A 13,363-nucleotide genomic window follows, 5' to 3' on the forward strand; every position below is an offset into this window, starting at 1 on the left:
CCTGTACTCCTGACGGGCCGTCAGCCACACTGGCCCGATGCGACCCGCAGGGAGCCGGACAACGGGCCGCCGAGGCACGGCGGTCGCCTCCTCGGCGGCCGCGCTGTGCCTGGGCGCACTGCTCAGCGGCTGCGCCGGAGGCGGCGCGGGCCATGTCGCGACCGGGGCGGCCGGCCCAGGCGACGGACGGGCCCCGACGAAGGCCGTCCCCCCGGAGGGCGGCATGGACCTGGTACCGCTGGACCAGGACGGCGACTCCGGCGAGCACGGCCGGGCGGACGGGAAGAGCGGGCCGCGCGGGGCACCCGGGAGGGTCGGCACGGACGAAACGAGCGGCGCACCCCCCACCGCCGGATCCGGCAGCGATTCCCGTTCACGCGCGCCCGCGCCACCGGCGTCGCCGCAGCCCCCGGGCACCGGCTCACCGGGCGGCGACGGCGATACGGACCCCGGCGACGGACGTACCAGTACGAACGACGATCCCGCCCCCTCGCCCCCGCCCGGCACCACATCCCCCTCGCCCTCCGCACCCGGCGGGCCGGCCGCCCTGAAGGTCGGCGACCCCGAGCGCACGGCGACCGACGAGCGCTGGTGCGAGAAGGTGACGGTCGAGTTCCGCAACACCGGTGGGCTGCCCGTCGCATCGGGGACGGTGACGCTGTCGACGCATGTCATCGACGCGCTCGGCCTCGACTGGGCGACGCTCACGTCGAAGAGGAAGCTGCCCGCGCCGATCGGCGCGGGTCAGAAGCGCACGCGGAGCTGGAAAGTGTGCGTGGACGCCTGGCGGGTACCCCTGGGGATGCACATCGAGACCCGGGACGTCTCGGCCGACTGGAAGCCGTGGAAGCCCCCGAAGCCCCGGAAGTCCGGGACACCCGAGGTGTCGTGAAGTCCTGACAGGTCCCGAGGACCCGAGGGATCAGCCCAGCGCCAGCCAGGCCACCACAGCGACGATGACGATCGCGGCGACCACACCGACGATCACGCCGACGCGCGAGCCGCCGCTCGCCGGGGCGGCCGTCTGCGGCTGCCGTCCGTCGCCGTCGTCGACGAACGCGCGGAACATCTGGGTGGAACCGGCCGGATCGTGGTTGCCGCTGGGGCTCTGGGGGTTGTTCGCCATGGGCCCAGACCCTAGCGAACGAGCGGATTCCCGCCCACCCCTGGGTCACTCCAGGCACCTCACATCTCAGCAGCCTCATTTGACCGATAAGAGGACAAGTCTTTAAGGGGAATTTACCTCCTCAAACCACCCCGTCATTTGCCTGTAGCAACTAACTTCTTCTATGGTTGCCTAAAGCAACCTAAAGTCAGGGAGGTGCGATGGCAGCGCAGAGTCAGTACGAAGAGCTGGCCCGTCAGCTCAGCGCCATCGGCACCGTCAAGCGCGGTCTGGGTCGCTCCCTGCCGTCCGACTGCCCGGCCGGTTCGGCCGTCGTCCTCATGCTCCTCGAGCGTTACGGCGAGATGCGCATGAGCAAACTCGCCGAGTTGCTCGGCATCGACATGTCGGTCACCAGCCGCCATGTGGCCCATGTCGCCGAGCGCGGATGGGTGGACCGCAAGCCCGATCCGCTCGACCGGCGCTCACGGCTGCTGAGCATCAACGCGAGCGGATTGAAGCTGCTCGGCCAGGTGTCCGAGCGCTACACACAGGCGCTCGCGAGCTGTCTGAGCGACTGGTCGGACGACGACGTCGGCCGCCTCAATGAACTTCTCGCCCGGCTGCGGACGAGCTTCGGTGACACCCGACACCGGCCCCCGCCGCACCAGGTCGAAAGCACCACCCGTACACCTTCGCAAAGTTAAGGACATTCATGGCAACGACCACACCGGACGGCGGTGTGCGGGGACCCGCGGGGCACCCCGCCCACGCCAAGCGCGCCGGAGGAGGGCACCACGGCCACGGCGCCGACGGCGCGGCACCGATGACCCATCGGCAGATCATGGAGGCGCTGTCCGGGCTGCTGCTCGGCATGTTCGTCGCGATCCTGTCGTCGACCATCGTCTCCGCCGCACTACCCAAGATCATCGCCGATCTCCACGGCAGCCAGTCCTCCTACACCTGGGTGGTCACCGCGACGCTGCTGGCCATGACGGCCACCACCCCGCTGTGGGGCAAGCTCGCCGACCTCTTCAGCAAGAAGCTGCTGGTCCAGATAGCCCTGGTGATCTACGTAGCGGGCTCGGTGGTCGCCGGTCTGTCGCAGAACCCCGGCATGCTGATCGCCTGCCGTGTCGTTCAGGGCGTCGGCGTCGGCGGTCTGTCCGCCCTCGCCCAGATCGTCATGGCCGCGATGATCTCCCCGCGCGAGCGCGGCCGCTACAGCGGCTACCTCGGCGCGACCTTCGCCGTCGCGACCGTCGGCGGTCCGCTGCTGGGCGGCGTGATCACCGACACCGACTGGCTGGGCTGGCGCTGGTGCTTCTACGTGGGCGTCCCGTTCGCGCTCATCGCACTGATCGTGCTGCAGAAGACCCTGAAGCTCCCGGTCGTGAAGCGGGACGTCAAGGTCGACTGGGGCGGCGCCTTCTTCATCAGCGCCGCGGTCTCGCTGCTGCTGATCTGGGTGACCTTCGCCGGTGACAAGTACGACTGGCTCTCCTGGCAGACCTACGCGATGGTCGGCGGCTCGATCGTGCTCGGCCTGCTCTTCGTCCTGATCGAGTCCAAGGCGAGCGAACCGATCATTCCGCTGCGGCTGTTCCGCAACAAGACGATCACCCTCGCCTCGCTGGCCTCCCTCTTCGTCGGTATCGCGATGTTCGCCGGCACCGTCTTCTTCAGCCAGTACTTCCAGCTGGCACGTGGCAAGACGCCGACGATGTCCGGTCTCATGACCATCCCGATGATCGGTGGACTGTTCATCTCGTCGACCATCTCCGGTCAGATCATCACCAAGACCGGTCGCTGGAAGGCGTGGCTGGTCACGGGAGGTGCGCTGGTGACGGCGGGCCTCGGGCTGCTGGGCACCATCCGGTACGACACCCCGTACTGGCACCTGTCGATCTACATGGCGCTCATGGGCCTCGGCATCGGCATGATGATGCAGAACCTGGTCCTCGCCACGCAGAACCAGGTGGCTCCGCAGGACCTCGGCGCGGCCAGCTCCGTCGTCACCTTCTTCCGCTCCCTGGGCGGTGCGGTCGGCGTCTCGGCGCTCGGCGCCGTGCTCGCCAACCGGGTCACCCGGTACGTCAAGGACGGTCTCGCCGAACTCGGCCCCAAGGGTCGGGCGATGGGTCATGGCGGCACCGGCGGCGGGGGCATCCCCGACGTGAAGGCGCTGCCGCAGCCCATGCGCACGATCATGGAGAGCGCCTACGGGCACGGCATCGGCGATGTCTTCCTGTTCGCCGCGCCGGCCGCGCTGCTCGCCTTCCTGCTGACCCTGTTCATCAAGGAGGTCGCACTGCGTACCAACGCCAGCTCCGTGCCCGGCCCCCAGCAGCCCGCCGAGGCCACCGCGGAGACCGGCCCCGGCCGGACCGAGGAGCGGGAGCCCGCCCTGGTGGGCGCCCCGTCCGCCGATCTGTCCACGTCGGACGCGGGCCGCGCCCCGGCCGCCGCGGTCGCCCCGCAGCGCCTGGCGGCGTACGCCTCGGCCGGTGACGGCGGGTCCGGACACCAGCCCCGGCAGGGCGTGCACGGCTTCGTGCGCAACGCGGACGGCGGCGCCGTCCCGCGCGCCGCGGTGACGCTGATCTCGCTCGCCGGCCGGCAGCTCGGCCGTTCGGTCGCGCACACCGACGGCTCGTACGCCCTGGACGCCCCGGGCTCCGGCTCGTACGTGCTGATCGCGGCCGCCGACGGCCACCAGCCGCAGGCCTCCACGGTCGTCGTCGGCGACGAGCCGCTCGACTTCGACATCGTGCTGTCGGCCACCAGTGGGCTCGTGGGTACCGTGCGCGGCGCCGCCGACGGGCAGCCGGTGGATGCGGCGATGGTCGTGGTCACCGATGTCCGCGGCGAGGTGCTGGCCAGCGGCAAGACCGGTGAGCAGGGCGAGTTCAGCTTCGAGGAGCTGGTCGCCGGGACCTTCACGGTCGCGGTCAACGCGCCCGGCCACCGGCCCGCCGCGCTGCCCGTCGAGGTCGGCTCGCAGGGCCTGACCCGGCTGGACATAGCGCTCCAGGCCGGCGCCCGGGTGCAGGGCACCGTACGGGCCGGGGCGAACCGCCGTCCGCTTCCGGACGCGCGGGTCACGCTGGTCGACGCGGCCGGGAACGTGGTCGCCACCGCCACCACCGGGGAGGACGGCGCGTACGCCTTCACCGACCTGGACGCGGGCGACTACACGGTCATCGCGAGCGGCTACCCGCCGGTCGCGGGCAACCTGACGGTCGCCGGGCACGGGATCGACGGACACGACGTCGAACTCGCCCACCCCGGCGACTGAGAACCCCGGGGCCGGGACGTGCGCAGAGCGGAGACGCGCCCCGGCCCCGGCCCGGGCGGCGCGCATTCCGCCGGACCCGGAACCCGGAGCCGGGCAGCGGTGTACATCAGGCAGGGGACGGCCTCACACCGCTGCCCGGTCCGGGCGCGAGGACCACAGCACCACGGGAGCAGGAGACAGCAGACGGCATGACGACCACTGGGGCAGGAGCAGGCGGGGGAGCGGGGCTGCGCGCCCGGATCCTCACCCGCGACGGATGGGCGGTGCAGCACGCGGTGCTGACGGTCACCGATATGACGGGCGGGCAGGTGCTGCGCGCCCAGGCCGCCGAGGACGGTTCGGTGCGCAGCGAGGAGCCGCTGCCGCCCGGTCCGTACACGATCATCGCCACCGCGGTGGGGTACGCACCGGTGGCGTCGACGGCGATCGTCACCGCGGCCGGGCGCGCCGACGTGGGCACGCTGGTGCTGGCCCGGCAGGGCGGGGTGGAGCTGCCGCCGCCCGGGGCGTGGACGCTGGATCCCGCGCATTCGACGGTGGGCGCCGTCGCGCAGCATCTGGGGATCTCCAGTGTCCACGGGCGGTTCACGGACTTCGGCGGGCGTATCGAGATCGCCGAGGACGTCGAGAAGTCGCGGGTCGAGGCCGTGATCCAGGCGGCCAGCATCGACACCGGGAACGGAATGCGGGACGGCCATCTGAAATCGCCCGACTTCCTGAATGTGGAGCAGTTCCCGGTCCTCACCTACCAGAGCACGCATCTGAGCGCGTCCGGTCCTGACCGGTGGACGGTGCACGGCGAGCTGTCCATGCACGGTGTCGTGCGGGACGTGGACCTGGACCTGACCTATCTGGGCACGGGCCCCGACCCCTGGGGCGGGGTGCGGGCGGCCTTCCGGGCGACCGCGGAGCTGCGCCGCGAGGACTTCGCGATGAACTACAACCAGGTGGTCGCGGCGGGCATCGCGGCGATCGGCACCACCCTGCGGGTGGAGCTGGACATACAGGCCGTGCAAGGCGAGGAGCTTCCGGCGGCGGCATGACCGCCACGCCGCCCGGCACGGGGCTAGGGGGCGTCCCGCAGGGCCTCGATACCGGCGATCGCGAAGTCCAGCGCGATGGTGAACTCCCGCTCGCGTATCTCCTCGACGGTCTGTCCGCGGCTCGCTTCCATGGTCCTGCGCGACTCGTCGAACTCCGGGCGGCCCTCGACCGAGCTCATCACCTCGTCGAGCAGCTCGTCCTGGGTGACCCCGGCCGCCCGGCACAGGGCGGAGAAGCGGCCCTCGATGGTGCCGAAGCCGTAGACGAACTGGTAGACGAGGGAGAGCGCGGGGGTGATCTTCTCGTCCGGCAGTCCGCTGTTGCGCATCACCCGCTGCGCGGCGTTGGAGAAGGCCATCGAGTTCGGGCCGATGTTGAAGTACTCCCCCAGCAGCGGGGACAGCCAGGGGTGGCGGACCAGCACCTGGCGGTATTCGAAGGTGAGTTGGCGCAGCTGCTCGCGCCAGTCCCGGTCCCCGGTGGCCAGGTGCGCCGGCCCTTCGCCGGGCCGGCCGGCCTCCGGAGGGAGCACGATCTCTCCCATGGCGGCGTCGAGGGCGAGTTCGAGCAGATGGTCCTTGGTCTCCACGTACCAGTAGACCGACATGGCGGTGACCCCCAGATCCGCCGCCAGCCGGCGCATGGAGAAGCCCGCGAGCCCCTCGGCGTCCAGCAGCCGGACGGTCGCCGCGATGATCTTCACGTGGTCGAGACCGACCGGCTGCTGATCGCCCTTGCGTTTGGGGGCCTTGCGCTCGGAGAGCCAGACGCTGGACCGTGGGCGGGTGACACGGCTGCCGGTTGCCATGGCGGCTCTCCTTCTGCGCTGCGCTGCTGCCGCGTATCAGGCGGACACGATGCGCGACGGGTCATACATGTCCGATGCTATGCCGCCGGAGCCATCCGTGAAGATCGCTCGGCCCGGCGGAGCAGCAGCGCGGCCAGCACCCCACCGGCGAGCACGGCCGCCGCGCCGACCAGCTGGCTGGTCTCCACCCCGGAAGCGAAGGCGTCCAGGACGGCCGCCCGGTCCCCGGGAGTGCGGGCCGCGCCAAGGGCGGCCGGGAGCGAGCCGGCCCCGGCGGCGGCCGCGGGCAGAGCTGAGCCGAAGCGGGAGTTCAGCACCGCGCCCAGGACCGCGACGCCGAGCCCGTTGCCGCATTCGGTGAGGGTGCCGTTGACGCCCGCGCCCACCCCGGCCTTCTCCGGCGGGATCGCCGACATGATGGCGTTCGCCATCGCGGGCATGGCGAACGCGATACCGGACCCCATCACCACCAGCCCCAGCAGCATCCCGCCGTAGCCGTCCTTGCCGAGGACCGCGATCAGCGCGAGACCGAGCGCGAGCAGCCCCATGCCGGTGACGATCGTCAGCGGTGTGCCGAGCTTCGGCAGCAGCCGGGCCCCGACACCGGTGAGATTGAGCGCCACGATCACCAGGGCGAGCGGCGCGGTGCGCAGTCCCGCGTCCAGGGCGTCGTAGCCGAGCACGAACTGCAGATGCTGGGTGAGCAGGAAGAGCGAGCCGCCCATGCCGAAGGCGACGAGGATGCCGCCCGCGACGGCACCCACGAAGGAGCGGTTGCGGAAGAAGTGCATGTCCAGCATCGGATAGGGGATATGACGCTCCCACAGCGCGAAACCGGCCAGCACGGCGACGCCGACGAAGGCGGACAGCAGCACCCGGTCCGAGGTCCAGCCGTGCTCGGGTCCGGCGATGATCGCGTAGACGATCCCGGTCATGCCGACCGTGGAGAGCAGCGCGCCGAGCAGATCGGGCCGGTCGCCGGTCGGGTTCTTGGACTCGGGGACGAGCCAGACCACGGCGGCGAGACCGAGCAGGGCGACCGGGATGTTGATCAGGAAGATCGACCCCCACCAGAAGTGCTCCAGCAGGCCGCCGCCGATGAGCGGCCCCGCGGCGAAGCCGAGCGAGCTGACCGCGCCCCACACGCCGATCGCCTTGGTCCGCTCGGTGTCGTCGAAGATCTGCACCACGACGGCGAGCGTCGTGGTCATGAGCAGCGCGCCGCCGATCCCCATCCCGGCGCGGGCGGCGATGAGCTGGCCCGCCCCCTGCGCCAGGGACGCGATCAGCGAGCCCACCCCGAACAGGGCGAGGCCCGCGACCAGCATCTTCTTGCGCCCATAGCGGTCGGCGGCGCTGCCCGCGCTGAGCAGCAGCCCGGACTGGACCAGCGAATAGGCGTTGATCATCCACTGGATGTCGGCGGTGGTCGCGTCCATCTCCCGGGCGAGGGAGGGGACCGCCACGTTGAGGATCGTGTTGTCCAGCAACACGGTGAGCTGGGCGAGGCAGATCACGGCGAGGATCAGCCAGCGTTGCGGATGGCCACCGGAGGCGGTGCCGGGCGGGGCGGCGGGTCCGGTATCGGCGGTCGGGGCCGTCATGGGGACTCCAGGGAGACGTTTGTACGGTGTATGGCTACGCGTTCGCCGTACACCGTACAAATGCCGCTGTACGCCGTACAGCGAATTTCCGCGCCCGTACGCCCACACGAGTACGGGCCGGTGGCTACGGGGGGAACCCGGCCACCGGCCCGTTCGGACGGGACTGAAGGCGTCAGCTGGAGGACTTCTTCTGCGTCAGGTCGTAGAGCGTGGTGCTGCCCACGGTGACCTTCTTGTAGTGCGCCTCGACCCAGGTGGTGATCTTGGAGGAGGTGCCGTTGCCGCCACCGCCCGGACCGCCGCCCATGCCGTTGCCCGAGGAGAGGAAGTAGTGGATCTTCCCCTGCTTCACATACTCCTTGAACTGGGCGAGGGTCGGCGACGGGTCGCTGCCGTTGAAGCCGCCGATGGCCATCACCGGGTCCTGGGTGGCGAGCTGGTAGCTCGCGGCGTTCTGCGAACCGATGGCCGCCGCGACCCAGGTGTAGTCGTCGGCGTTCTTCTCCAGCTTCGCCTTCACCTTGGCGTTGACCTGCCGGCCGTTGAGCAGCCCGCCCATACCGCGCCGGCCGCCTTCGCCCATGCCGCCGGGCATCATGCCGGGCTGACCGTTCCGGCCCTGGGCGTTGCCGTTGGCATTGCCGTTCTGCTGCGGCTGGTTGCCGCCGGGGAAGTTACCACCGGGGCCGCCGCCCGGCATGCCCTGCTGCCCCTGGCCCTGCTGGCCGCCCGGCATCCCCGGCGGGCCGCCCATGCGGCCGCCGCCGGGACGACCGCCGCCGCCGGGACCGCCCATGCCGCCCGACACCGTGGGACCGGCCGTGATGATCGAGCCGCTCTTCGGCGTCTCCACCGTGTTGAGCGTGTACGCCACCGGCCCGGCCAGCGCCGCCGCGAGACCGAGCGCGGCCACGCCCAGCGCGAGCGTCCGCCCCAGCCACGCCGCGAACAGCAGCCCGACCGCGGCCGCCGACCCGGCGAACAGCACCGCCCAGCGCAGCCACGGGTGCCAGTCGGCGGACCGGCCCAGCAGCACGTACGACCAGGAGGCCGTGACCGCGACCGCGACCGCGAGCACCACCGAGACCGCGGCGCCGACGCGGCCCTCGGCCTGCCGCCGCTCCCACAGCATCGTCGCGCCCATGCCCACGATCGCGGCGATGTACGGCGCGAGGGCGATGTTGTAGTACTGGTGGAAGATCCCGGACATGAAGCTGAACGTCGCGAACGTCATCAGCAACGACCCGCCCCAGACCAGGAACGCCGCGCGCTGCGTATCCGTCCGCTTGGCCCGCCAGGTCAACCAGACCCCCGCCACCAGCAGGATGAAGGCCGCGGGCAGCAGCCAGGCGATCTGGCCCCCCATGTCGGAGCCGAAGAGCCGGTCGATACCGGTCTCGCCCCACATCCCGCCGCCACCGCCACGCGCACCGCCGCCGCCGACACTGCCGGTCTCGTTGCCGTTGATCCGGCCCAGGCCGTTGTAGCCGAAGGTCAGCTCCAGGAAGCTGTTGTTCTGCGAGCCGCCGATGTACGGCCGGGACGACGCGGGCCACAGCTCGACGATCGCGACCCACCAGCCGCCGGAGATCACCATCGCGAGCCCCGCGAGCAGCAGTTGCCCGATCCGCCGGCCGAGCTTCGCCGGGGCGCACACCGCGTACACCACCGCGAGCGGCGGCAGGATCAGCCACGCCTGGAGCGTCTTGGTGAGGAAGCCGAGGCCGAAGCAGACTCCCGCCAGCACCAGCCACTTCGTCCGGGCGTCCTCCAGCGCGCGCAGCACGCAGTGGACGGCCACGACCATGAGCAGACACAGCAGCGCGTCGGGGTTGTTGAAGCGGAACATCAGCGCCGCGACCGGGGTCACCGCGAGCGCGCCGCCCGCGATAAGCCCGGCGGCCGCGCTGAACCGGCGGCGTACCGCCGCGTAGAGCACACCGACCGTCGCGACGCCCATCAGCGCCTCGGGGACGAGGATCGCCCAGGAGGAGAGACCGAAGACGCGCACCGAGAGGGCCATCGGCCACAGCGCGGCCGGGGGCTTGTCGACGGTGATGGAGTTCGCGGCGTCCGAGGAGCCGAAGAAGAACGCCTTCCAGCTCTCGCTGCCCGCCTGCACGGCGGCCGAGTAGAACTGGTTCGCGTAAGCAGAGGCGCCCAGGCTCCACAGGTAGAGCACGGTGGTCACGGCGAGCAGGGCCCACAGCGCGGGCCGCGCCCAGCGGGGGTCCTCCGGGCGGCCCCGCCACGCCCGCGCCGGGCGCGAGCCATCAGGAACCTGAGGAGAGGAGGCGGGCAGGGGCGGCGGACCGGCTTCCCGGGTGCCGTAGTCGTACGTCGTCATCGGTCGGTCCTCGGGTCGTGGTCGGTGGTGGCCCCGCTGTCCGACGGGAAGACCCAGGCCCGGAAGAGCAGGAAGCGCAGAACGGTCGCGGCGAGGTTGGCCGCGATGAGCACGGCCAGTTCGGTGCCGTGCGAGGGGGATCCGGGGGCGGTGTCGAGGGCGGCCAGCGAGCCGCTGGTCAGCACGAGGCCGATGCCGAAGACGACCAGCCCCTGCGCCTGGTGGCGGATCGCCCGGTCCCGCCCGCGGACGCCGAAGGTGAGCCTCCGGTTGGCCGCGGTGTTGCCGAGCGCGGACAGCAGCAGCGCCGACGCGTTGGCCACCTGTGGTCCCGTACCGAGCCGGAAGAGGGTGTAGAGCGCCAGATAGACGAACGTGGACAGCCCGCCCACCACACAGAACCCGACGAGCTGGCGGGCCAGTCCGCCCGGCACGCCGCTCAGTTCCCGGTCGCGCGGATCGTCACCGAACGGGCGGCGCAGCCGGTCCAGCGGCAGCCCGCCGGTGGCCAGCGCGCGCCCCACCCGCCAGACGCCCTTGAGGTCGTCCGTGGCCGTCCTCACGATGTGCACGGTGCTGTTCGGGTCGTCGACCCAGTCCACCGGCACCTCGTGGATGCGCAGCCCCGCCCGCTCCGCGAGCACCAGCATCTCGGTGTCGAAGAACCACCCGGTGTCCTCGACCATCGGCAGCAGCCGCTCCGCGACGTCCTTGCGGATCGCCTTGAAGCCGCACTGGGCGTCGGAGAAACGGGCCGCCAGGCTGCCGCGCAGGATCAGGTTGTACGCGCGCGAGATGAACTCCCGCTTGGTGCCGCGTACGACGCGCGAGCTGCGCGCCAGCCGCGACCCGATCGCCAGGTCCGAGTGGCCGGAGATCAGCGGGGCGACCAGCGGCAGCAGCGCGTTGAGGTCGGTGGACAGATCGACGTCCATGTAGGCGAGCACCGGCGCCTCGGACAGCGACCAGACGGTGCGCAGCGCCCGCCCGCGGCCCTTCTGCTCCAGCCGGACCGCCGTCACCTCCTCCACGGTGTCGTCCAGGTAGGCCGCCACATGGGGCGTGCGGTCCGTACTGGCGTTGTCCGCGACGGTGATCCGGAATCGGTAGGGGAAGGTGCGCGTCAGATGGTCGTGCAGCCGCCGCACACACCGCTCGAGGTCCGCCTCCTCGTTGTAGACGGGGATCACGACGTCGAGCACTGGGCGGCTGCGGTCGACCACGATGTGCCGGCGCGCGGGCAAGGTCTGCAGGGGTGTCTCGGGCGGCGCCTCAAGAGGGGTGTCGGTTCGCATGGAACGACATTCGCGAGCGGCGCTGTCACGGCTGTGTGGTCAGCCTGTGGCCTGGCTGTGAGTGCGTTACGCCCTGGTGAACAGGCAGATGGACGCCGAAGACGGTACGCCCCGGCACGCTGTCCACCGTCACCTGACCGTCGTGCGCTGCGACCACCGCGTGCACGATGGCCAGCCCGAGACCGGTGCTGCCCGCGGTGCGCGAGCGCGAGGCGTCACCCCGCGCGAAGCGCTCGAAGACGTGCGGCAGCAGATCGGGCGGGATGCCGGGGCCGTCGTCCTCGATCTGGAGGGAAAGGTACGAGGGCGGCTGCGGCGGCCCGAAGGTGCCGGGGTGCGCGGCCGTCTGCGCCATGGCGTACGGGGATCCGTACGGCGCCGCGTAGCGCGAGCAGGACCCGCCGCCGGACGGCACGCCGTCGCCGGAACCCGTGCCGTGCTCCGTGCCGTGGCCGAAGGCGTACGGCGAGCCGGGCCCGAAGCCGCCTGCGTTCCCCGGGTTGTTCTGAGACTCGTACGACGGTCCGTGCACCATCCCGTACGGCGCCAGGTACGGCGACGGGCGCGGCGAGCTGTGCGGGCCGCCCCCCAGCACGCGCGCGGTGACGGTCGTACCGGCCGGGGTGTGGTTACGGGCGTTGCCCAGCAGGTTGACCAGGACCTGGTGCAGCCGCGCCGAGTCGCCGTGGACGAGCGCGGGTTCGTCGGGCAGCTCCAGCCGCCACCGGTGGTCGGATCCGAGCGCCCGCGCGTCGCTGACCGCGTCCACCACCAGCGGGGACAGATCCACCTCGGCGCACTCCAAGGGCCGCCCGGCGTCCAGCCGGGCCAGCAGCAGCAGATCCTCCACCAGCCCGGTCATCCGCCCGGCCTCGGACTCCACCCGGCCCAGCGCATGCCGGGTGTCGGGCCCGATCTCCTCGCGGCCGCGCCTGGTCAGCTCGGCGTAGCCGCGGATCGAGGCGAGCGGGGTCCGCAGCTCATGGCTGGCGTCGGCGACGAACTGCCGCACCCGCGTCTCGCTCTCCTGGCGGGCCGCCAACGCCGACTCGATGTGCCCGAGCATGCGGTTGAGCGCCGCCCCGACCTGGCCGACCTCGGTCCGCGGATCGGCCTCGGAGGCCGGGACCCGCTCCCGCAGCGCCACCTCGCCGCTGTGCAGCGGCAGCTCGGAGACCCGGGTCGCGGTCGCGGCCACCCGGCGCAGCGGGCGCAGCGAGATGCCGACCATGGTGACCCCGGCGAGCCCGGCCGCGACGAGCCCGGAGGCGGCGACGCAGACCTCGACCAGGATGAGGGTGTTGACGGTGTCCTGGGTCTGGTTGAGCGGGAAGGCGAGGATGACCCCGCCACGGACGTTGTCCCACCTGGTCACGACGCGATAGCTGCCGAGCCCGGGCAGGTCGAGGGTGTGAACGTCATCGTCCAGCGGAACGGAGCGGAGGGCCTTGAGCTGCCCGCTGGTCAGGGCGTCCACCCGGTCCGAGGGTTTCTCGTCGCCCGTCATGGGCTGGTCGTTGCTCTTGCCGGACTGGACGATGTCGCCGCGCGGGTCGACGCGCGCGCCGACCGTGCCGATGGCCTGGCCCGGCAACGCGACGAAGAACACGTCGTTCCGCTCCTCCATGGGGGTCCCCGGCTTGCCCAGGACACGCCCGAGGGACGAGCGCAGGTCCTTGTCGACCTGGCCCTCCAGGTACGAGTTCAGGGCGATCGTCGTGACCGTGCCGATCACGGCGCAGACCACGGCGATCAGCGACACCGCCGAGACGACCAGGCGGGTGCGCAGCGACCAGGGCCGCCGGACGGCGGCCCTGGTCTTCTTCCTGGCGCGCGGGGGCCGGGAAGGGGGCTCGGGCCGG

General features: G+C 71.7%; 10 protein-coding genes. 4 read left to right on the forward strand and 6 right to left on the reverse strand.

Annotated elements, in window-relative coordinates; all coding sequences use genetic code 11:
* The first annotated feature begins 37 nt into the window (after nucleotides 1-37).
* A complete protein-coding gene (locus ACH4SI_RS12220; RefSeq protein WP_398295580.1) occupies nucleotides 38-892 on the forward strand; it encodes a hypothetical protein in 855 nt (284 codons plus the stop codon).
* Between the two features lie 30 nt (nucleotides 893-922).
* Here ACH4SI_RS12220 and ACH4SI_RS12225 read toward each other — a convergent pair whose 3' ends face one another.
* On the reverse strand, nucleotides 923-1,126 hold the full coding sequence (locus tag ACH4SI_RS12225) for a hypothetical protein (RefSeq protein WP_398295581.1): 204 nt from the start codon (nucleotides 1,124-1,126) through the stop codon (nucleotides 923-925).
* Between the two features lie 200 nt (nucleotides 1,127-1,326).
* On the opposite strand from ACH4SI_RS12225, the gene ACH4SI_RS12230 reads away from it, so the two are divergent.
* The 3 genes from ACH4SI_RS12230 to ACH4SI_RS12240 all read left to right on the forward strand — a co-directional run bounded on the left by ACH4SI_RS12230 (nucleotide 1,327) and on the right by ACH4SI_RS12240 (nucleotide 5,446).
* Nucleotides 1,327-1,812 carry a MarR family winged helix-turn-helix transcriptional regulator gene (locus tag ACH4SI_RS12230; protein ID WP_398295584.1) on the forward strand — a complete coding sequence of 162 codons (486 nt, stop codon included), beginning with the start codon at nucleotides 1,327-1,329 and terminating at the stop codon, nucleotides 1,810-1,812.
* 8 nt (nucleotides 1,813-1,820) lie between these two features.
* Nucleotides 1,821-4,403, forward strand: coding sequence for an MFS transporter (locus ACH4SI_RS12235; RefSeq protein WP_398295587.1), 2,583 nt, complete (start codon nucleotides 1,821-1,823; stop codon nucleotides 4,401-4,403).
* A gap of 188 nt (nucleotides 4,404-4,591) precedes the next feature.
* Entirely contained in the window at nucleotides 4,592-5,446 is an 855-nt protein-coding gene (locus ACH4SI_RS12240) for a YceI family protein (protein WP_398295590.1), read from the forward strand.
* A gap of 23 nt (nucleotides 5,447-5,469) precedes the next feature.
* On the opposite strand, the gene ACH4SI_RS12245 is transcribed toward ACH4SI_RS12240, so the two are convergent.
* The 5 genes from ACH4SI_RS12245 to ACH4SI_RS12265 all read right to left on the reverse strand — a co-directional run bounded on the left by ACH4SI_RS12245 (nucleotide 5,470) and on the right by ACH4SI_RS12265 (nucleotide 13,290).
* A complete protein-coding gene (locus ACH4SI_RS12245) occupies nucleotides 5,470-6,255 on the reverse strand; it encodes a TetR/AcrR family transcriptional regulator (RefSeq protein ID WP_398295593.1) in 786 nt (261 codons plus the stop codon).
* A gap of 77 nt (nucleotides 6,256-6,332) precedes the next feature.
* Complete coding sequence (locus ACH4SI_RS12250; protein WP_398295597.1) at nucleotides 6,333-7,859, reverse strand: MFS transporter; 1,527 nt, start codon at nucleotides 7,857-7,859, stop codon at nucleotides 6,333-6,335.
* Nucleotides 7,860-8,031: 172 nt separating this feature from the next.
* Nucleotides 8,032-10,206 carry an ArnT family glycosyltransferase gene (locus tag ACH4SI_RS12255; RefSeq protein WP_398295600.1) on the reverse strand — a complete coding sequence of 725 codons (2,175 nt, stop codon included), beginning with the start codon at nucleotides 10,204-10,206 and terminating at the stop codon, nucleotides 8,032-8,034.
* Nucleotides 10,203-11,501, reverse strand: coding sequence for a glycosyltransferase (locus tag ACH4SI_RS12260; protein WP_398295603.1), 1,299 nt, complete (start codon nucleotides 11,499-11,501; stop codon nucleotides 10,203-10,205). Before ACH4SI_RS12260 ends, ACH4SI_RS12255 begins: the two co-directional genes overlap by 4 nt.
* A 25-nt stretch (nucleotides 11,502-11,526) precedes the next feature.
* Complete coding sequence (locus ACH4SI_RS12265; protein WP_398296049.1) at nucleotides 11,527-13,290, reverse strand: ATP-binding protein; 1,764 nt, start codon at nucleotides 13,288-13,290, stop codon at nucleotides 11,527-11,529.
* Nucleotides 13,291-13,363: the final 73 nt, after the last annotated feature.

This window comes from Streptomyces sp. NPDC021212 (assembly GCF_044332925.1).
Classification (GTDB): Bacteria; Actinomycetota; Actinomycetes; order Streptomycetales; family Streptomycetaceae; genus Streptomyces.